We start from the raw sequence: 18,975 nt of genomic DNA, 5'->3' as shown, positions 1-18,975 counted from the left end.
GGGGCTTCCGCATGCCCGACCAGACCCGACACCCCTGCCCGGAACTGCGTGGCCTCAGCGCTCCCCCAGTCCTGCGCCCGCTACGGACCGGTTACCGGATCGCCCGGTGGGACGCGCCGTCGGAACTGGCGCCCGAATGCCGGGAACGGCTCCACACCGTACTACGCGACCTGGCGGCCCGGGCCTTCGGCGCCGACCACTCCGGGTACTGGCGCACCCGCGTAGCCTCCGGGTTCTTCGACCAGGTCTCCTCGCTCGCCCTGGTACTGGACCGCGACGGGGAACCCGTCGCCTGGGGCGGCTACCACCGGCGCCGCTTCGCCTCGCGCCGGGCCCTGTACCTGGACGCCGCCGGTGTGGTCCCGTCCCACCGGCGCGCCGGCCTCTCCGCCGCCCTGATGACCCACTTCCTCAGCCGTGAGGTCCTGGCCCACCCCCTGGCCAACACCTACGTGGTACTGCGCACCCGTCACCCCGCCGTCTACGCCGGATGGCGCAAAGGGTTGGGCCCCGCGCGCGTCTTCCCCCGCCAGGACCGCCCCGTCCCGCACCTGGTGCGACGCATCGCCACCGACGCCGCCGGATGGCTCGGCGACGGCCCCCGGCTGGAGCCCGAAACCCTGCTCGTGCGCGACGCCTACCGCATGTTCGACGGAGACATCTACGGGGTGGACCCTTGCAGCGGTGACACCGACCTGGACGCCCGCTTCGCCCGCGAGGTGGGCCCCAAGGACGCCATGCTGGTCGTCGCGCGCATGGGCGTGCTCCCCCTGGCCCGTGCCACCCTGGGCCGGATCCTGACCTCGCGTGCACACCGCGCGCCCGCCACCGGCTGGCGGACCGCCCCGGCGCCGGTCGCCAAGGACCTCACCGCGGACGCGTCCGCCACCGAAGCGGTCGGCCTCACCCTAGGGGGACGGCCTTGACCGTGGGCCTGCTGTAGACCAACCCCCCTATGTCCCGCACCTGGTCCATGACCCCGGCCAGCCGCAGGCTCTCCGACCAGGTCATGTCCGGGCTCTCCCGCTCACCCGCGGCCAGGCACCGGGCCACCTCCTCGGCCTCGTACTCGTAGCCGTTGGCCCGGAAGGGCCGGTCGAACCGCTCCGGCTCAGCGCCCTCCCGGTGCAGGACGAAACCTGTGGTGGTCCAGAAGCTCTCGATCTCGATCCTGCCCCCCGAGCCCGCCAGCACGGCCCAGTTGGGCAGCGACGAGCGCGAAGCGCAGTTCAGGGTGGCGGTCACCCCGTTCTCCCCGCGGGCGAGCACCGTCGTGCCCGTGTCCACCATCCGGTCCGGGGACAGCTGCCGGGTCGCACCCACCACGGTCAGCTCCCCCAGGTAGTGGGAGGCCAGCGCCAACGGGTACACACCCAGGTCCAGCAGTGCGCCGCCGCCGAGATCGGCGTTGAACAGGCGGTGGTCGGGGTCGTAGGGGATGTTGATGCCGAACTCGGCCGACACCGAGCTCAGTTCCCCGATCGCGCCCTCGGCGACCAGGTCACGGGCCAACCGGTAGGCGGGCAGGTAGCGCGTCCACATCGCCTCCATCAGGAAGCGGTCGTTGGCGCGGGCGGCCGCCACCAACTCCGACACCTGCAGGGCGTTCATCGCCATGGGCTTCTCGACCAGAACGTGTTTGCCCGCGTTGAGCATCAGGAGCGTGTTCGGGTGGTGCCAAGGGTGGGGGGTCGCCACGTACACGACGTCCACGTCGGGGTCGGCCGCCAGCTCCGCGTAGCTGCCGTGCCTGCGTGCAATCCCCCAGGCCGATCCGAACTCCTCGGCCCGGTCCCGGGTACGTGAGCCCACCGCCGTGATCCTGGCGGAGGGGGCGGCCCGAAGGCCCTCGACGAAGGAGTGCGCGATACCGCCGGTCCCGAGCACGCCCCAGCGCGGCCCACCGTTGTGTTGTGTCATGATCGCATCCTAAAAACACGGTCATGTCGGGGTCGAGACGTGGAAGGTCCTCGGTTTGCGAGCGTTGGAACCGTACGGTGGCCGAAGAGGCCACATACGTGAACGGAGGAGGAATGTCGGAGACACTCGCCCGGAGGTTGGGGGTCGAACCCGGGGACCGGCTGCTCGTCCTGAACGCCCCCGAACGCTACCTGCGGCTGTTGGACCCCCCGCTCGACATCCACATCGACCTCGGGCCGATCGAGGGCGCCGACTACGACGACGTGCACTTGTTCGCCCTGGACCGGGGCACCGTCGACCGTGAGGGGCCGCGTGTCCTGGGTCTCATGAGCGCCAAGACGCGGTTGTGGGTGTGCTTCCCCCAGCGCGGCGGCACCATCATCACGGACCTGGCCGCGGACAAGGGCTGGGACACCCTCACCGACGCCGGATGGCGCAGCACCACCCAGGTCCGGATCGACTCGGACTGGGCGGCGCTGCGCTTCGAGCCCCACTGATTGCCGCGACCGCTGGGCCCGCGGGCCCAGCGGGTTGGGTCAGCGACTGTCGATCCGCACCGATCCGCTGGTGGTGTTGGCCTCGATCCGGCTGTCGGCGTCGGCGGAGGTGTCCACGCCGAAGTCGCGTGAGCCCGAGGTCGAGTCGCCGCTGATGTCGTAGGCCTCGTCGGGAACGCGGGCATTGACGCTGCCGCTGGTGGTCTCCACCGCCATCAGGTCGAAGGAAGTGTCGGTGTCGATCTCGATGCTCCCGGAGGTGGTGTCCGCCTCCAGAGTGCTGAACCCGCTGCCAATGGTGGCGTCACCGCTGGTGGTCGAGGTCCGCACCTCTTCGGCTGCGAAGCCGGTCAGGTCGATCGTGCCCGAGGTGGTCGAGGCTTCCAAGAGGTCGCCCTCGCCACTGGCCCCGATCGTTCCACTGGTGGCGCCGAGCACGGCCGAGCCCGTCACGTCGGCCAGTTCGATCGCGCCCGAGACCGTGGTCACCTCCACGTCCCCGGCCGCTTCGGTGACCTCGACGTCACCGCTGGTGGCCTCCACCTCCAGGTCACCCTCGAGGTTTTCCACGGTGATCTCCCCGCTGATCGTCTCCAGCTTCACCTGGGTCCCTTGGGGGACGGTCACGTCGTAGTCCGCCGAACACGAGTGGAAGAGCGAGATGCCACCGCACTGAGCCTCGACGCCCAGGCCCCCGTCCCGTTCGGTGATGTCCTCGTCCGGCTCCGACAGCGGGCTGCCCCGGAGATCGCGCTCCAGGAGGACGTCGTCCCCCTCACCACCGCGCAGCGTGACCTCACCGCCGGTCAGGTTGGCCAGTTCGAAGGAGTCCGCGCCCTCGAAGCTGTCCTCTTGGGCCGACTGGCTGACCGAGACGTTGCCCAGGACGGAGACGGCTGTCACCACCACCAGGATCAGCACGAGAACGCCGCCCAGGAACATCCAGGGGCCCAGGCGGAAACGGCGCGGCTCCTTGCTCGATGAGGCGTACAGGCCTCGTGCCTGGAAAGTCATGTTTCTTCCTTTCTTGGAAGGCGGGGCCCTCCTTCTGCTTCGGTGCTGTGTCAGTCCTTGGCGGCGCCGCGCAGGTAGCGCAGCACCGCCTGGACCCTGCGGTGGTCGTGGTCGTGTTGGCCGAGGTCGAGCTTGGTGAAGATCGACCGGATGTGCTTCTCCACCGCCCGCTCCGTGATGACGAGCCGGTCAGCGATACCCGCGTTGTTCACCCCTTGTGCCATCACCTCCAGAACCTCGGTCTCCCGCGGGCTGAGGCTCTCCAAGGCGCGGTCCCCGTGCCTGCTCAGGAGCTGCGAGACCACTTCGGGGTCGATCGCCGCCCCGCCGTCGGCCACCCGGCGCAACACCGCCAGGAAGTCCTCGATGTCGGCCACCCGGTCCTTGAGCAGGTAGCCCACCTTCGAAGCTCCTCCGCCGAGCAGGTCCGCGGCATAGCGGCTGACCACGTGCTGGGACAACAGCAGGACCGCTACCTCGGGATGTGTCTCCCGGATCTTCACCGCCGCCTGGATCCCCTCCTCGGAGTAGGTGGGCGGCATCCTGATGTCGACCAGGCAGAGGTCGACGTCCGGGTGCTCGCCCACAGCCGCGATCAACGCGTCGGCGTCCCCCACCGCCGCGACGATCTCCACCCCCGAGTCCTCCAGCAGCCGGGCCATACCGCTTCGCAGCAGTACGGAGTCCTCAGCGATGATCACGCGCGGATCCGGCCGCTTGCCGTCTGTGCTGTCCACGCTCACGGTCATGCCTCCCAAGGGATGTCTGCGGTCAGGACGGTGCCCGCACCGTCCGGACTGTGTACGGTCAGCATCCCGTCGACGGCGTCCACCCGGTCCCACAGCCCGTAGAGCCCGGTGCCCGCCTCCGGGTCGGCCCCGCCGACCCCGTCATCGGTGACGGAGAGGCGCAGCCGGTCACCCGAACGTCCCGGGTGCGGTACCCGTTCGACGGCCACGGTGACCTGCTCGGCCCCCGCGTGCTTGACGATGTTGGTCAGGGCCTCGCAGGCCACGTAGTAGGCCACGCCCTCGGCGCGCGGCGAGGGGCGCCCGTACAGATCCACGTCCACCTGGACCGGGACCGCGGCGCGTTCGGCCGCGACCGGCAGCGCCGCCCCGAGCCCGTGGTCGGTCAGGACCCTCGGGTGCAGTCCGCGCGCCACCTGCCGCAACTCGGTCATGACCTCCTTGGACTCCTTTTGGGCCTCGGCGATCAGCTCCCGGGTCCCGTCGGGGTCGTGGGCCAACTTGGCCCGTGCCCGGGTCAGGGTCAGTGCGAGCAACCGCTGCTGAGCACCGTCGTGCAGATCGCGTTCGATCCGGCGGCGTTCGGCCTCGGCCGCGTCGACCATGCGCAGCCGGCTGTCCTGGACGTGCAGGAGCCGACGCCGCATGCGCACCTCGGGGGCGTCGAAGAGCAGCAGGCGGTGCAGGAGGACCTCGGAGGAGATCATGTACGGTGCCACGCGCAATCCCACCACTGCGGCCAGCGGCCCCAGCACGACCAGGGACAAGGGGCTCACCAGGTCCCCCGGAGAGCCCTGGGACAGGACGTACACGGTGCCGAAGAGGGCGCCCACGGCTGCGGCACCGCCGCACACCACGAGGACCACCACGAGTCCGCCGGCGAGCAGGCCGTGGAGCCCGGCGACGGTGGTGTAAACCACCATCGACCAGGCCTCCCGGCCGAAGACGAACCGCCACACACGCCACCAGGGACCGCGGGCGGCCATCGGGTCGGGCGGGCTCGTTTCGACGATCCCGAACACGTTGGCCAGCCGGTCCCGCTGGACCCTGCAGGCGAGCCGGGCCAGCAGGGTGGCGGTCACCGGCAGCACCACCAGGAACCCGACCAAATCCCTGGCGATCTGGATGGCGGTGACGCCGACCAGCATGTCCGAGTCCCGCGTCCAGGGCGGGTACAGCCCCACTCCGACCCAGGAGGCCGCGGTGAGCAGCAGCACCGCCGGCAGCAGGTAGAACAGGGCCAGCGCCAGGGAAGTCATCAGGTGCAGGATCTCGACCAGCCGCACCCGCCATCCGCCGCCGTGGGCGTCAACAGGGAAGGGCACGTCGACGGGGCCGATCACCCGGGCCCCCGCCCGTCGACCGCCCCGCGCCCGCTGTCCATGTGTGCCGCTCACAGGACCAATCTAGATTTCTGGGTGCTCGCAGACGAGGCCATCTGCACGAGGAAAACGGGTGGTGCTGGCACTACCCCGGTCCTGACAGCGGCACGTGGTCGAATGGGTCCAGGAGCAACGGAAGGGCGACGGGTGGACGACGAGCGGAGCAGGACTCTCCCGGTGAGTGCGCTGGACAGTGGTGAAAGTCCGGGCAGTGGGGTGGACGGCGGTCTGGAGCGATACCTCGTCGGGTTCGGAGCGGACGAGTGGATCGCCTGGCAACGGGAGGTGCCTCAAGAGGTCGTCGACCGGCTGGCCGGTCTGCTCGACCACGGCGGCGACCACCACCTGGTGCACGAGTACGAGCTCACCGGGGAGGCGCTGAGGCGTGCGGCCCACATGGTCGGTTTCACCCCGCGTCCGGACCTGACCTACTTCCTGTCCACGGTCCAGGCCGTCCACGGCCGGCCGGTCGGCCCGGTTCTGCGGGACATCGGGCGCGTCAACGACTTCTTCCGGTTGGAAACGCAGCAGCCCGAAGCGGGCTGGGGTTCGGTCACCGGTGACGGGCTGACCGAGGAGCGTCTGGCGGACGAGGTGGCGCGGGTCCGGTCCCGACTCGCGGCGCTCTCGGGTGCGCGACCGGAGTCGGTGGAGTGGCGGGTGGGTGCCTCGCTGTTCCACCAGGGTCTGGCCTCCCGGCTGCTCTCCCCCGTCTTGGCGGCGGGAGTGTGCCACGGGGTGGGGTTGAGCGCGCCGGACTTCTTCCTCGACACCCGCCGCGAGGGCCCGCTGGTCCTGCGCACCGTCGAGCTCCGTGTCCCCGAGCTGTCGGGTCCCGCCGAGGTCGCTGCATGGCTGGATGAATCCCTGGTGGGACGGGTCCTGGCCCCGGTCGAGGACGCGCTGACCCGGGTCGGCCGTATCTCGGCCGGACTGCTGCGGGGCAACACCGGGGCGGCGTTGGCGGGGGCCGCGCGCGCCCTGGGCAGGGAACGTCCCGAACAGCGCGGCGAAGCCGAGCGGGTGGCAAGGTTGATACTCGAACGCGACGCCCTGTCGGGGACTGGCGCGTACACGGGAAAGGACCCCGAGGGACTTGCGGTGTTCCGGCGCTCCACCTGCTGCCTGTACTACCGGCTGCCGGACGGCGGCCTGTGCGGCGACTGCGCGCTGCGCCCCTGAGCGGCCGAGTTCCTGATCGGCCCGCGCGTGTCCGTTCCCGGACACTGTCCGGGTGCGGCCAACGCGCGGTTCTGCCCGACCCCGAGGTGTACCTTTCCCGCGAGGCTTGAGGAGAGGGGACGGCATGGCGGGTTCCAGGGGAGGGCCGCCCGGTCACTGGCAGGGGCCGGGATACGGGCCGCCAGTGCACCCGGCTCAGCTGTATGGCCAGCAGCAGCGGCCCCCGACAGCCGATCCCCCGCCCACCGACCGGGAACGGCTCTGGAAGCCGCTCTTAGGCGCGACGTTGGCGATGGTACTCGCCGGGGTCGGCGTGGCGGTGACCGCCGGATTCTTCGCCCTGATCTTCGTCGCGCTCTTCGAGGAGCAGTCAGGGCTCGCGCTCCTGTACCTCCTGGTGGGTTTCAGCCTGCTCTGCGGGGTCGTCGCACTCATGTGGCTGGTCCTCAAACGGCTGGGAGTGTCCCTGCCGTTCCTCTTCGCTGTGCTGGTCCTCGCGCCGGCCGCGGGTACCGGGATCTCCTCCCTCGGCTTGCTCTTCACGGGGCTGGACGTCTGGGGATCCGTCGCGTCCCGCCTCGTCGCGTTGGTGCTGAGCTGGCTGTGGGCCTTCCTGATCATCCGCTGGCGCCTGACCCGGGCGCCGGTCCTGCCCGTGCGGCTGCCCGCGGCCGTGGCCGCGTTCGCGCTAATGGTGCCCCTCACGGCTGTGGTGGCGGAGGAGGCCCAAGTCCTGTGGATAAGCCAGGCCCAGCCCGAAGAGCTGGACATGGTCGTCCTGGACCATCCCGAGTGGACCGCTGTCGCCGTCAGTTACCGGGACAACGGCGGATACTTCCAGCGATACGAGTCCTCGGACGAGGTAGAGAACACCGTCCGTCTCGACTTCGTCGAGGACCCGGAGCAGTCGGTCGACGGTGCCTGCGGTGACCTCCTGGAGCTCTGCGAAGTCCGGGATGACCTGGTGCTGGTCACCGACGAGGACAGCGGCCAGTTGAGCGAAGTCCTCATGGACGTCGGCGATGAGGTCTACAGTCTCGGCCTCAATGTGCGGGGCAATAACGACCACCCCACTGACCTGGTGGAACTCAGCGACCATGTCCGTCCCAGTGCCTCCGGCGACCACCGCTGGCTCGCCAAGCTGGTCATCCACGCAACGGACTATCGAACCTGACGGGAATACTTGGTGGAAACAGCGAGCGGTGGACAGGCCGGGAACCAGCCGGGGCCGGGACACGGCTCACCAGGGCAGGAGCCCCTTTCCCGGCTCGACGAACCATCGTCGGTCCCGCCGCCCAGCGCCAAGGAACTGTGGTGGGGTCCGGCCTTGGCCGCGACGGTCGCGGCGGTGTGTTCCCTAGGCGGTATGGTCCTGGCCCCCGTGGCCGTGGTCCTGCTCGACTTCGCCAGGTACGAAGGAAGCTTCGTGGGCGGCACCATCATCGTCGCGTTCAGCGTGGGCCTGTTCCTCCTTCTCACCTTGATCACGGGCGCGCGGCTCCAATCCCTGGGTGAGCCCCAGTGGTTCCGCATAGCTCTCCTGGTCCTGGCCCCGCCCCCGTTCATCGGCTTCTACATCGTCGTCTACGTAGTCATGGCCTCCGGCATCTCGGGCGGACTCGCGTACTTTCTCGTCGCCTTGGCCCTGATCTGGGCGTGGGCGTTTCAGATCATCCGTTGGCGGCTGACCGGGATCAGGCTCCTGCCCTGGCGCCTTCCGACGGCGGTGACGGGCTACTCCTTACTGGTAGCGCTGCTCATCTGGGGCGCTCAAGAGGTGCAAGGGCTGCTCCTGCGCCAGGCCCAGCCCGAACGCCTGGAGATGATGGTCCTGGACCATCCCGACTGGCAGGCGACGCGGGCCGTTACCGAAACGGTGGAGGGACACGAGAGCTATTCCCAGACCTACACCACCGCCCGAGAGGGGATCGCCGACGTCGACCTCAGCTTGGTCCTGAACCCCGAGGCTTCCCAAACCCAAGTCTGCGAAGCACCTCTGGCGGAGTGTGAGCGCCGGGGCGATCTGCTCGTGGAGGTACACCGGGGCACCCAGCGCCACATCTTCTTGGACATCGGCGATGAGGTGGTCAGCCTCCGTTGGCGCGGGGGCGGTGGTGGGAGCGAGCCCGAGCAGCTGGTGGAGCTCAGTGACCACATCCGTCCCAGTACCCCTGACGACCACCGCTGGCTTTCCGTGCTGCTCTTCCGCGATCCCTGAGCACCGCAGGTCCCGTCGATAGTCCGGATCGAACTTCCGCATACTTCCCTAAACTTCCCTCCAAGAGGGTAATATCATGGAAGTTTAGATCTTTTTATTGCCATCAGGGAGAACAGTGACCCAGAAGTACTACTCGGTGGACCAAGTCGCGGACCTGCTCGGCCTCCACGTGAAGACGGTGCGCGCCTACGTCCGCGAAGGGCGCCTGGCGGCCACGCGGATCGGCAAGCAGTACCGGATCCGGCGCCAGGACCTGGAGGAGTTCACCGGGGGTCCACTGGCCGGCGAGGAGCCATCCACCGCATCGGAAGCACCGCACGCCGAGGTGTCCAGCATCGTCCAGGTCGACGGGGTCGACCGGGTCACGGCCGACCGCCTGATCACCCTGGTCACGGCGGCCGCGGCCGGGGATCCGGGCGGGCGGGCGCGTGCGCATGCCCAGGTCGTCCACGACCCCGAGCGCGCCAGGCTGAAGATCGTCGTCGTGGGCGGCCTCACGGCCACGGCGACACTGCTGGGATACGTCGACTCCCTGGTCGAGCGCGGATGAGCAGCATCCGGCCCTACACCGGAAGGAACCAAACCCATGCCCCACGACCTCAAGGACTGGAACGACGACCCAGTGCTGGTCTGCTCGGCCGAGGGTGAGCCCGTACGCGACGCCGGCGACGTCATCGGCGACGCCTTCGGCCTCGGCGCGGCCTGGATCGCGCTGCCCGCCGAACGCCTGGACCCGGACTTCTTCCGCCTGCGCACGGGCGTGGCCGGTGAGTTCCTGCAGAAGTGCGCCAACTACCGGCTCCGGCTGGCCGTCCTCGGGGACATCTCCGAGCAGGTGGCGGCCAGTGACGCCCTGCGCGACCTCGTGCGCGAGAGCAACCGGGGCGGACAGTGCTGGTTCCTCCCCGACCTGGAAACCCTGGCTGACCGCCTGGCCCCCGCCTGACAGGACCAAACCAGGGTGTTTCACGATATGAGAAAGTAATCTCATTATTAGAGACTTGGTGGTAGCGTCGATCGCCCACACCCCCGACGCGAAGGACGGCTCGCGATGGCCGAGTACACCCACGGGCAGCACCCGACAGTCACCAACTCCTATCTGTGGCGGAACGCGGAGAACTCCGCCGCCTACGCCTTGGAGGAGATGCGCCCCGGCCGCTCCCTGCTGGACGTGGGGTGCGGCCCCGGCAGCATCACCGTCGACCTCGCCCGCAGGGTCGCCCCGGGGCGGGTGATTGCGGTGGACGCGTCAGCCGAAGCGGTAGACCAGGCCCGCGCCACCGCGGCCGCCGAAGGGGTGGACGACATCGACTTCCTCGTGGGCGACGTCCATGGACTCGACCTGCCCGACGACACCTTCGACGTGGTCCACGCCCACCAGGTCCTGCAGCACGTGGCCGACCCGGTGCGTGCCCTGGCCGAGATGGGCCGTGTCGCCCGGCCGGGCGGTGTGGTGGCGGCCTGCGACAGCGACTACTCGGCGATGCACTGGTACCCGCGCCTGCCCGAACTGGACGCCTGGATGGACCTGTACCAGCGGGTGGCCCGAGCCAACGGCGGCGAGCCCGACGCCGGACGCCACATGCTGGCCTGGGCACACGAGGCCGGGTTCACCGACGTCACCTACGTGGCCGAAGTGTGGAGCCATTCCGCACCCGAACGCCGGACCTGGTGGGGGCGGATGTGGGCGCGCCGCATCCTGGAGTCGGCGCTGGGCACCCGAGCGGTCGAGGCGGGTTACGCCACCCAGGCGGACCTGGAGGCGGTCTCGGCGGGCTGGACCCGCTGGAGCGGGCACCCCGACGGCGTCTTCGTCGTCCCCCGAGGCGCGATCCTGTGCCGTGTCTGAGGACGCCGTGGTCAGAGGCCTCCCACAAGGGCCGAGGCGAAGCTGGCGGTGATCGCTCCGGGGGCAGTGATAGCAGTGCCGACAACGACGGAGAACGCACCGGCGCGGAGTGCCTGGCTCCCCTCTGCCGGAGTGGAGATGCGCCCCTCGGCGAACACCGGGGCCAAGAACCGCGACGTCAGATCAGCCACCAGGGCGAGGTCGGGACCGGCGGGCGAAGGGCGCTGGGGGACGTAGCCGGACAGCGTCGTCGACACCATGTCGGACCCGGCCTCGAGCGCCGCGGCGGCGTCGTCGACGTTGGCGATATCGGCCATGGCGAGGCGGTTCTCGGCATGGATGGCGGCGACCATCTGATCGGTCCGTGAACCGTCCGGCCGCGGTCGGCGGGTCGCGTCGAAGGCGACGATGTCGGCACCGGCCCTGGCGACGGCGATCGCGCGGTCGATGGTGGGCGTGATGTGGGTTTCCTCGGTCGGCACCTTCCACAGGCCGATCAAGGGTGCCGTGGTGACAGCACGGATGGCTTCGATATCGTCGATTCCCTCGGCGCGGATGCCCGCGGCTCCCCCAGCCAGGGCGGCTGTGGCCATCGCTGCCATGTACGACGGTCCCTCAAGCGGGTCCCCAGGAGGTGCTTGGCAGGACACGACGAGCTTGTCGCGCAGTTCGGCCAGGATGTCTTGCTCGGTCAACGTCTTCCTTCCATGAGCGGTTCGGCCGACCTCTCGAACGCGAGTGCGGCCGCCCCGGCGATGCTGGAACCGGACCCGAGTTGGGCTCGCACCAGCGGGATCGCCCCTGAACGGGTGTAAGGCTCGGCTGCGAAGGCCGCTTGGAGCGGCCCCCAGTAGATCGGACCCATTTCGGCCACTCCGCCGCCCAATACGACCACCTGGGGTGCGATCGCTGTCGCGAGCCCCGCGAGGGCACGGCCCAGGAACGAGGCACCCTCGGCGATGGCGGCCTCTGCCAAGCGGTCTCCCCCTCGTGCCCGGTCGGCTATGGCGGGCAGCGCGAGCGCCGCACCGCTGGTCTCCCGGTAGCGCGCAGCGATGGCCGGTCCGGACGCGACGGCTTCCAAGTGACCGGATCCCCCGCAACTACAGTCGCGCCCGTCGGCACCGGGAACGGGTACGTGCCCGACCTCGCCCGCGAAGTGGTGCACGCCCCGCCTCACCACGCCGTCGACCGCGACCGCACCGCCTACTCCGGTGCCCACTGCGGCGAAGAGCACGTCGGAATAGCCTTTGGCCGCACCGAAACTCAGCTCGCCCAGCGCATGCGTGTTGCCGTCGTTGTCGGCGCTCACGGGGAGCCCGCACCGTTCAGACAGCCAGGAACCGATCGGGGTACCGGCCCAGCCGGGCAGGAGGTCGGTCGCGGTCAGGACCCGGCCGTTGCTGTGGTCGACGACGCCTCCGGTGCCCACCCCGACACCGACGGGGCGTCGATCTGAGTGCCCACGGAGTTCGGCCACGGTGTCGGCGAGTACGGTGAGAAGCGCTTCGCGGCCGCCAGCGCGGGGGGTGGGGGCGCGGAGTGCCTGGGATACCGCCCTCCCGTTGCGATCGATGACACCGGCGGCGATCTTCGTGCCGCCGACGTCGATGCCGATCGCGCAGGTGTCGGCGGTAGCGCCGGTGGCCAATGGTGGTTTCATGTCGCCTCCCGGTGGACTTCGAACTGGATTTCATAGCGGTCGGACCGGTAGAGGCTGGTCGTTGACTCCACAGCCGTGTTGCGTTCGTCGAAGGAGACCCTGTCGACACGCAGTGCAGGAGAGCGGGAAGTGACACCGAGCAGGGCGGACTGCTCCTCGCTTGTCACGACCGACCGGACCGTCTGCTGGGCTCTCCTCGGCCGGATGTCGAAGTGCTCGGAGAGCAGGCCGTACAAAGATCCGCTGAGGTCCATGGCCCCTAGCCCTGGCACGCGTCCGGCCACCAGGCGGGTGGTCTCCAAGCACATGGGGCTCGAATCGGCCATGCGCACCCGCACGAGGCGGAGCAGGGGCGTGCCCGGCGAGACGCCGAGGTCGGTGCACTCTCGCTCGTCTGCGGGGGCCTCACTGACCGCCAGGACCCGGGAACCGGGGGTGAGCCCTTTGGCACGCATGTCCTCGCTGAAGGAGGTGAGTGAAACCGTCTTGGCGACCGTGTGAGGTGCGACGAACGTACCTGCGCCCTGCACGCGATAGACCAGCCCTGCGGATTCGAGGGCGTTCAGGGCATGGCGGACCGTGGCGCGACTGACGTTGTGACGGGTGGTCAGTTCGCGCTCAGTGGGCAGAGGCGCATCGTCCTCCAGGGACCTGATCGACACGGCCAGGGCTCGCCGGAGGTACTCGTACTTGGGCACAGGCCTGTCTTGGTGAGGGCTGTGGTTGGACAAGCGATCTCCGATTGGTTCGTACCAATATTGCTAATGGTTCTCTTGACACCCCGGATCATGACCGGAACTCTGTGGATAATCTTCGCACGAAGCCTATTGGTACGTTCCATTTTGTCAACACTCAGGAGGAGCACACATGGAGGCCCGCAGTGAGCCGCCAGCCCCCGTCACGGAGGGCAGAGGCGCCTTGGGAGTCATCACGGTCGCGGCGGTCGGAGGACTGCTCTTCGGCTATGACACAGGCGTCATCTCAGGGGCGCTGCTGTTCATCGAACAGGACTTCACCCTGACCCCCTTCCTGTCCGGTGTCGTCGTCAGCTCCATCCTGGTCGGCGCCATGATCGGTGCCCTGAGTTCCGGCTCGCTCTCCGACCGCTTCGGGCGGCGCCCGTTGCTGATCTTCGCCGCGGTGCTCTTCGCCGTGGGATCGATCGCCGCGGCGGCGGCGCCGAGCGCCGCTGTACTGGTCGCCGCACGCATCGTGCTGGGCCTCGCAGTGGGTATGGCCTCCACCCTGGTGCCCCTCTACATCTCCGAAATGGCCCCGGCCCGCCTGCGCGGACGCCTCGTCACGATGAACCAGTTGATGATCACCATCGGCATCGTCCTCGCCTACGCCGCGAACTACGCCTTCGTCGACTTCGGCGGCTGGCGCTTGATGTTCCTCGTAGCGCTACTGCCCTCCATCGCCCTCGGTGTCGGCATGCTGCTCCTGCCGGAGACGCCTCGCTTCCTGGTGCGCACGGGTCGGACCGACGAGGCCCGAGCGGTTCTGTCGCGGGTCCGCGGCGGCACCGACATCGAAGCAGAGATGGCTGAGATCTCCGCGGTTTCCGACTCCGGCCGGGGGTCGCCCCTCAAGAGCCTGCGCGAACTACTCAGCCCTTGGGTCCGACCGGCGCTCATCGCCGGGATCGGGCTACAGATCCTCGGTCAGGCCAGCGGTGTCAACACGGTCATCTACTACGCGCCCACCATCTTCCGCGAGACCGGCTTGGGGGCTTCGGCGGCGATCCTGGCGACCGTCGGTGTGGGCGTGGTGAACGTGATCGGCACGGTCATCGGCATGTTCGTGGTCGACCGCTGGGGCCGCACGAAACTGCTCACCGCCGGCGCTTCGGTCATGGCGGTCTCACTGATGGCCTTGGCGACCGCACTGAGCATGGACGGAACGGCGTCGTCCACCCTGGCGTTCGTCGCTGTCATCACGTACGTCATCGCGGTCGCCACCAGCCTGAACGTGGTGGTGTTCATCATCCCCACCGAGCTCTATCCGCTGCGTGCGCGCGGCGCGGGCATGAGCGTGACCCTGTTCGCCAATTGGGGGATGAACTTCCTCGTGGCGCTGACCTTCCTCTCCCTGCTCAATACCCTCGGCGGGACCACCACCTTCTGGGTCTACGCGGTGGTGTGCGTGGCACTGGCCCTGTTCGCCGCTTTCGTCATCCCCGAAACGAAGGGGCGAACGCTGGAGAAGATCGAGTCGGACCTGCGCAAGTCCAGCGGACCGAAGTCCGGTACGCAAGCAGGTAGGTAGACCGGGACCGGGCCGCCGTGTTCCAGGCTGAGCACCCCGGGTGCCGACACCTGCGTACTGTGCTGGCCCGGCCCCGTGGAGCCATATACGGTCGGTCCAGGGCGAGCGCAGTGGATCGTGCCCGTCGCGCAGCGGGGTATGTGTCCGCTCAACACGTCCTCGCGCCGTGCGGACACCGACGTCCCGGAGGAACCATGTCCGACCTGCCGATCGGCTTCTGGCTCAAGCACCTGGACCGACTCATCGAGCACGACTTCGACCGGGTTCTGGCCTCGGAGTCACTCGAACGGCGTCAGTGGCAGGTACTCAACTCCCTGCACAACGAACCCGGTACCGTACTCCAGCTGGATCAGCGCCTGGCACCGTTCCTGGAGGACGACGAGAGCACGGTCGCCCCCGCGGCGGAGGCCCTGCGCCAGCGCGGCTGGGTGAGCGGCTTGGTCGCACTGGAACTCACCGCTGAGGGGCACCAGGCCCACGACACCCTGTTGGAGCGGGTCCAGCAGAACCTGCGCAAGCTCTCCCTGGGCATCAGCGACCAGGAGTACCGGGACACCGTGAACGTCTTGGAGCGGATGTCGGCCAACCTGGAGGCGGACTGACCGGCGCTTCCGGCCCTGCTTCCTCGCCGGCTAATCGGCGGGCAGCTCCCGGGTGAGTTCGACGAAGGCCAGGTCGTCGCGTTTGGGCAGCCCGAAGTCCTCGTCACCGTAGGGGAAGGGCTCGGTCTTGCCGGTGCTGGTGTAGCCGAGCCGCTCGTACCAGGCGATGAGTTCGGGGCGCTGCTTGAGGACCTTCATCCGCATCAGGCGGCACCCCCACTCGCGGGAGGCCATGCGCTCGGCCTCGGCCAAGACGATCCGGCCCAGCCCCGCCCCTTGGAGCTCGGGGCGCACCGAGAACATCCCGAAGTAGGCCCCGTTGATACTGCGCTGCAGTTCGCAGCAGGCCACGATCTGGCCCTCGGACTCACCGACCAGCACGAGGGTGTTGGTGCGCCCGAGCAGCTCGGCCATGATGTCGGGGTCCACCCGCTGGCCGTCGAGGAGGTCGGCTTCGGTCGTCCAGCCCCGGCGGGAGCTGTCGCCCCGGTAGGTGGAGTTGACCAGGTCCACCAGGGCGGAGACATCGGAGGGTGTGGCCACCCGGAAGTCGACCTTGGACCGGTGGTCCGTCCCACCCTCACTGCTCCACATGCTGGTCACGCCTCAACTCCCCCTCTGCTCACTGCACTGCCCACACAGTATGGCCACCAGTGGGGGGCCGGTGTCGACCCGGGCCCGGAGGAAAATACCGTGTCCCCGTCCCGGCGGGACGGGGACACGGGGCGCTTGGGACACGGCCTTCAGAGGTGTTTGCCGAAGAATTCGTCGAGCTTGGTCACTGCAGGGGCGACCGCCTCCTCCCGGTCGTACAGGTCCACGTGCGTGGCACCGTCGACGGTGAACAGTTCGGCGCTCTCACCCGCACTTTCCACGGCACCCTGGCTGTGGGGCAGGGTGACGGCCTCCGTGCCGTCGATCATCAGCAGCGGCCGCGGGGCGATCCGGTCGGCGTCGGCGTCGGCGTCGGCGTCGAACTGTGCCAGCTGGTGGACGCTGCGCAGCGCGTAGGCGCCGATCGAACGCGGGTGCTGGGCGCGCGGAGTCTTGTAGTAGTCGAAGAACTCCCGGACCGGGGCCGTGGTGGACTCGTCCACAGAGTCGGGCAGCACATCCACCATGGCCACGGGTGCGCCCTCGGCCTCACCTGCACCCGCGTGCTTCAGTGTCGTCATGACACTGCTCATACATCGGCCAGACGTCTTTTCTCGTTTATCGTGGAGGTATGGATGAGGACGAGCGCATCACACTGCGGCTCCCCGCGGACCTGCACGCGCGTCTGGCCGACCAGGCCAGGCACGATCGGCGTTCCATCAACTCAGAGATCGTGTACCTGCTGGAGACCGCGCTGGGAGGCGCCGGTTCGCCTGGCGGCGAATCGGCTTGAGCTGGCCCGCTACGCGGGAGACCGGATTCCTCCCCGGCCTGAAGGCCGGGGCATCCTCCGAGAGATCAGGTGAAATGTCGATGAGAACTGACACCGCTCGGTGGCGGAGTCGACGTCTCTTCTCTGCTATTTGGTGATGCTGCTGTTCAGGATGTCTTCGGGGTTTGCTGCCCTCGCCGGTCCGCATCCTGTCGGCGAAGGCCCTCGAGGATGACGTTCATCAGAGGCCGTGCTGTTGCTTCCCATTCATCTCGGTCCAGTCGGCCGAGGTAGGCGATGAGCCGGAGGACCCCGCGGGCGTCCACGTCCGTGCGGATGGAACCGGCTGCTTTCCCGGCGTTCAGCAGGTGGCCGAGGGCGTCTTCGATGGGGTTCTGGCTGTGGGCGACAAGGTCTTGCCACGCTGCCGGCTCGAGCGCTGCCAGGACGCCGTACTTGATCTCGGCGTAGTCGATCACTCGGTCGAGCCAGTGACGCAGGGCTTCCACGGGCTCGTGTGCCGCCAGTAGAGCGGAGGCGGCGGTCACGAGTTCTTCGACGTCGCGCCGGTAGACCTCGGCGAGGAGCGCTTCCCGGTTGGGAAAGTTCCGGTAGAGCGTTCCCTGTCCTACACCGGCGCGCTTGGCGATCTCGTTGAGGTGGACGTGGTGGGACTCGGCGAGGGCTGCACGGGCAGCCTCAACGATGCGGGTCCGGTTCTGCAACGCATCCGGACGGCGTGCTGGCGCGCTCATGGGCCTCTCCTGATGTTCCGCCTTTGGCAAGTGGACACGTGTCCGGTAGGCTGGCAACGCATCGGACACGTGTCCACTTTACTTGGAGGCAGTAGTGCTCTCTCTTCACGGCAAGATCGTCGCTATCACCGGAGCGAGTGGCGGCATCGGCGAAGCCACGGCCCGGCTACTCGCCCAGTGCGGCGCTACGGTCGTCCTCGCAGCGCGCCGCAGCGAGCGCATCGACGCCATAGCGCAGGAGGTCCGGGAGCAGGGAGGCCGTGCCGCCACGTGCGTCGTCGACGTCACCAAGGCCGAGGACCTACAGCGCCTGGTCGCCACCACCATCGACCAGTACGGCCGTATCGACGTCCTGGTAAACAACGCCGGCATCGCCCCGATCAGTCCGTTGGCCGACCTCGACACCGAGAGTTGGTCGGCCATGGTCGATGTCAACCTTCGCGGCATGCTCAACGGCGTCGCCGCCGCACTGCCGGCCTTCCGAGAGCAAGGCTCGGGCCACCTTGTGAGTATCGTCTCCGTGGCCGGCCTGTCCGGCGCGTCCCCCTCGATGGCTGTCTACGCCGCGACCAAGAACGCGGTGCGCACCGTCCACGAGGGGCTGCGCAGTGAGTCGACCGACGGGGTGGTGCGCACGACAGCCATCTCGCCGGGATACATCCGCACCGATCTCGCCGACTCCATGGCAGATCCGAACATCCGCGAGCAGACGCGCAAGATCATGGACGCGGTGGGCATCCCTCCGGCGGCGGTCGCCCGCGCTGTGGCCTTCGCCATCGAGCAGCCCAGCGACGTCGAGATCGGCGAGATCAACGTTCGCCCCACCGTCCAGGCGTGACACTTGCCGTCACCGGTCAAGTGAGGCGGCCGCCAGCCGCTTGCACAACGCCACTGTCTGGCCAGGCCTCCCGACGAGCAGAACACAACTCCGGACCTGGCTGCCGGTCTCAACGGGAGCGATGCCTCCCGGTGAAGTGAGTCCGAGAACGGTCAGCCTGCCTTGCCGTCCTGGGCAGCTGCCCGGGCTTGGGTTATGGCGAGGCGGTAGGGGGCGAACCAAGTAAGCCCGAAAGACAGGTGGAACGGCCCCCAGGTGTGTCTGTCTACGGGGAGAACTCCACAGGTTCGAGTTCGAGATGGACATCGCTCGGGGGCCGTTGTGCAGCTATTAGGGCGTGTTCGGTGGATGCTGCCCGTCGCGAGCGGCGTATCCAGTGGTGCTGGCACAAGGCCGAAGGAGGAGTTCCCCTACTGTGCACTGCCTCGCAAGCTCGGCAGCATCGCACAGCGGGGCCCGCCCGGGTTTGGCTGTCGACTGAGAGAGGCGCAGTGACAGTGCCGCTGGGGCGACGCGCAGCAGGGTAAGTGTCCGCCGAACACGCCCTAGTGTCCTGAGTCGTTAATTCGTCGGCAGTACGAAGCAAGGGATTCGAGGATCTCCTCGGCCGTCTTGTGCCACACATAGGGTCGAGGGTCCTCGTTCCACACCCTGATCCAGGAGTGGATGTCC

Annotated in this window: 22 protein-coding genes; 12 read left to right on the top strand and 10 right to left on the bottom strand. The window is 68.7% G+C overall.

The genetic code is table 11. The annotated features are described in order from the left end of the window. Positions 1 to 11 precede the first annotated feature (11 nt). On the top strand, positions 12 to 926 hold the full coding sequence (locus ACYVD1_RS23175) for a GNAT family N-acetyltransferase (RefSeq protein WP_460776609.1): 915 nt from the start codon (positions 12 to 14) through the stop codon (positions 924 to 926). On the opposite strand, the gene ACYVD1_RS23170 is transcribed toward ACYVD1_RS23175, so the two are convergent. Then, on the bottom strand, positions 904 to 1,920 hold the full coding sequence (locus ACYVD1_RS23170; RefSeq protein WP_460776608.1) for a Gfo/Idh/MocA family protein: 1,017 nt from the start codon (positions 1,918 to 1,920) through the stop codon (positions 904 to 906). The two genes, ACYVD1_RS23175 and ACYVD1_RS23170, sit on opposite strands and share 23 nt — an antisense overlap. 113 nt (positions 1,921 to 2,033) lie before the next feature. Between ACYVD1_RS23170 and ACYVD1_RS23165 the strand changes: the two genes are divergently transcribed. Then, the gene (locus ACYVD1_RS23165; protein ID WP_460776607.1) at positions 2,034 to 2,417 is read left to right on the top strand and encodes a hypothetical protein; all 384 of its coding nucleotides are present in this window, start codon (positions 2,034 to 2,036) and stop codon (positions 2,415 to 2,417) included. Between the two features lie 39 nt (positions 2,418 to 2,456). Here ACYVD1_RS23165 and ACYVD1_RS23160 read toward each other — a convergent pair whose 3' ends face one another. From ACYVD1_RS23160 to ACYVD1_RS23150, 3 genes are read right to left on the bottom strand one after another with little or no spacing between them, the layout of a single operon-like run. After that, positions 2,457 to 3,431, bottom strand: a complete 975-nt coding sequence (locus tag ACYVD1_RS23160) for a DUF4097 family beta strand repeat-containing protein (protein ID WP_460776606.1) — start codon at positions 3,429 to 3,431, stop codon at positions 2,457 to 2,459. A 50-nt stretch (positions 3,432 to 3,481) separates the two neighbouring features. Then, the gene (locus ACYVD1_RS23155) at positions 3,482 to 4,180 is read right to left on the bottom strand and encodes a response regulator transcription factor (protein WP_460776605.1); all 699 of its coding nucleotides are present in this window, start codon (positions 4,178 to 4,180) and stop codon (positions 3,482 to 3,484) included. Beyond that, entirely contained in the window at positions 4,177 to 5,577 is a 1,401-nt protein-coding gene (locus ACYVD1_RS23150) for a sensor histidine kinase (RefSeq protein WP_460776604.1), read from the bottom strand. Before ACYVD1_RS23150 ends, ACYVD1_RS23155 begins: the two co-directional genes overlap by 4 nt. Before the next feature lie 162 nt (positions 5,578 to 5,739). On the opposite strand from ACYVD1_RS23150, the gene ACYVD1_RS23145 reads away from it, so the two are divergent. The 6 genes from ACYVD1_RS23145 (at position 5,740) to ACYVD1_RS23120 (ending at position 10,811) form a co-directional block, all read left to right on the top strand. After that, positions 5,740 to 6,744 carry a (2Fe-2S)-binding protein gene (locus ACYVD1_RS23145; RefSeq protein WP_460776603.1) on the top strand — a complete coding sequence of 335 codons (1,005 nt, stop codon included), beginning with the start codon at positions 5,740 to 5,742 and terminating at the stop codon, positions 6,742 to 6,744. Positions 6,745 to 7,030: 286 nt separating this feature from the next. Continuing rightward, positions 7,031 to 7,918: a hypothetical protein gene (locus ACYVD1_RS23140; RefSeq protein ID WP_460776602.1), complete on the top strand. Its 888-nt coding sequence runs from the start codon at positions 7,031 to 7,033 to the stop codon at positions 7,916 to 7,918. Between the two features lie 12 nt (positions 7,919 to 7,930). Beyond that, the gene (locus ACYVD1_RS23135; protein ID WP_460776601.1) at positions 7,931 to 8,962 is read left to right on the top strand and encodes a hypothetical protein; all 1,032 of its coding nucleotides are present in this window, start codon (positions 7,931 to 7,933) and stop codon (positions 8,960 to 8,962) included. Between the two features lie 115 nt (positions 8,963 to 9,077). Beyond that, complete coding sequence (locus tag ACYVD1_RS23130; RefSeq protein WP_460776600.1) at positions 9,078 to 9,512, top strand: helix-turn-helix domain-containing protein; 435 nt, start codon at positions 9,078 to 9,080, stop codon at positions 9,510 to 9,512. A 36-nt stretch (positions 9,513 to 9,548) separates the two neighbouring features. Continuing rightward, positions 9,549 to 9,908 carry a DUF4180 domain-containing protein gene (locus ACYVD1_RS23125; protein ID WP_460776597.1) on the top strand — a complete coding sequence of 120 codons (360 nt, stop codon included), beginning with the start codon at positions 9,549 to 9,551 and terminating at the stop codon, positions 9,906 to 9,908. A 105-nt stretch (positions 9,909 to 10,013) separates the two neighbouring features. Beyond that, complete coding sequence (locus ACYVD1_RS23120; protein ID WP_460776594.1) at positions 10,014 to 10,811, top strand: methyltransferase domain-containing protein; 798 nt, start codon at positions 10,014 to 10,016, stop codon at positions 10,809 to 10,811. An 11-nt stretch (positions 10,812 to 10,822) separates the two neighbouring features. Here the strand turns inward: ACYVD1_RS23120 and ACYVD1_RS23115 are convergent, their stop codons facing one another. Genes ACYVD1_RS23115 through ACYVD1_RS23105 form a run of 3 tightly spaced genes read right to left on the bottom strand, consistent with a single transcriptional unit; the run spans position 10,823 to position 13,172 of the window. Beyond that, positions 10,823 to 11,506: an N-acetylmannosamine-6-phosphate 2-epimerase gene (locus ACYVD1_RS23115; RefSeq protein WP_460776591.1), complete on the bottom strand. Its 684-nt coding sequence runs from the start codon at positions 11,504 to 11,506 to the stop codon at positions 10,823 to 10,825. Next, complete coding sequence (locus tag ACYVD1_RS23110) at positions 11,503 to 12,474, bottom strand: ROK family protein (protein ID WP_460776588.1); 972 nt, start codon at positions 12,472 to 12,474, stop codon at positions 11,503 to 11,505. The genes ACYVD1_RS23115 and ACYVD1_RS23110 overlap by 4 nt, the downstream gene beginning before the upstream one ends. After that, entirely contained in the window at positions 12,471 to 13,172 is a 702-nt protein-coding gene (locus ACYVD1_RS23105) for a GntR family transcriptional regulator (protein WP_460776586.1), read from the bottom strand. Before ACYVD1_RS23105 ends, ACYVD1_RS23110 begins: the two co-directional genes overlap by 4 nt. Positions 13,173 to 13,341: 169 nt before the next feature. On the opposite strand from ACYVD1_RS23105, the gene ACYVD1_RS23100 reads away from it, so the two are divergent. Both ACYVD1_RS23100 and ACYVD1_RS23095 read left to right on the top strand, forming a co-directional pair. Further along, a complete protein-coding gene (locus ACYVD1_RS23100; RefSeq protein WP_460776583.1) occupies positions 13,342 to 14,742 on the top strand; it encodes a sugar porter family MFS transporter in 1,401 nt (466 codons plus the stop codon). Between the two features lie 194 nt (positions 14,743 to 14,936). After that, positions 14,937 to 15,344, top strand: a complete 408-nt coding sequence (locus tag ACYVD1_RS23095) for a MarR family winged helix-turn-helix transcriptional regulator (RefSeq protein ID WP_460776581.1) — start codon at positions 14,937 to 14,939, stop codon at positions 15,342 to 15,344. Positions 15,345 to 15,374: 30 nt separating this feature from the next. Here the strand turns inward: ACYVD1_RS23095 and ACYVD1_RS23090 are convergent, their stop codons facing one another. Both ACYVD1_RS23090 and ACYVD1_RS23085 read right to left on the bottom strand, forming a co-directional pair. Then, a complete protein-coding gene (locus tag ACYVD1_RS23090; protein ID WP_460776622.1) occupies positions 15,375 to 15,938 on the bottom strand; it encodes a GNAT family N-acetyltransferase in 564 nt (187 codons plus the stop codon). A gap of 149 nt (positions 15,939 to 16,087) precedes the next feature. Then, positions 16,088 to 16,519, bottom strand: a complete 432-nt coding sequence (locus ACYVD1_RS23085; RefSeq protein ID WP_460776579.1) for a hypothetical protein — start codon at positions 16,517 to 16,519, stop codon at positions 16,088 to 16,090. A 50-nt stretch (positions 16,520 to 16,569) separates the two neighbouring features. Between ACYVD1_RS23085 and ACYVD1_RS23080 the strand changes: the two genes are divergently transcribed. Next, positions 16,570 to 16,731, top strand: coding sequence for an Arc family DNA-binding protein (locus ACYVD1_RS23080; protein ID WP_460776576.1), 162 nt, complete (start codon positions 16,570 to 16,572; stop codon positions 16,729 to 16,731). A 146-nt stretch (positions 16,732 to 16,877) separates the two neighbouring features. Here the strand turns inward: ACYVD1_RS23080 and ACYVD1_RS23075 are convergent, their stop codons facing one another. Next, positions 16,878 to 17,465 carry a TetR/AcrR family transcriptional regulator gene (locus tag ACYVD1_RS23075; protein ID WP_460776573.1) on the bottom strand — a complete coding sequence of 196 codons (588 nt, stop codon included), beginning with the start codon at positions 17,463 to 17,465 and terminating at the stop codon, positions 16,878 to 16,880. A gap of 94 nt (positions 17,466 to 17,559) precedes the next feature. Between ACYVD1_RS23075 and ACYVD1_RS23070 the strand changes: the two genes are divergently transcribed. Next, positions 17,560 to 18,303 carry an SDR family oxidoreductase gene (locus tag ACYVD1_RS23070; RefSeq protein ID WP_460776571.1) on the top strand — a complete coding sequence of 248 codons (744 nt, stop codon included), beginning with the start codon at positions 17,560 to 17,562 and terminating at the stop codon, positions 18,301 to 18,303. Positions 18,304 to 18,975 lie beyond the last annotated feature (672 nt).

Source organism: Nocardiopsis nanhaiensis, from assembly GCF_054778635.1.
The sequence above is the reverse complement of the archived record's forward strand: the minus strand, read 5'-3'. Positions and strand labels throughout refer to the sequence as shown.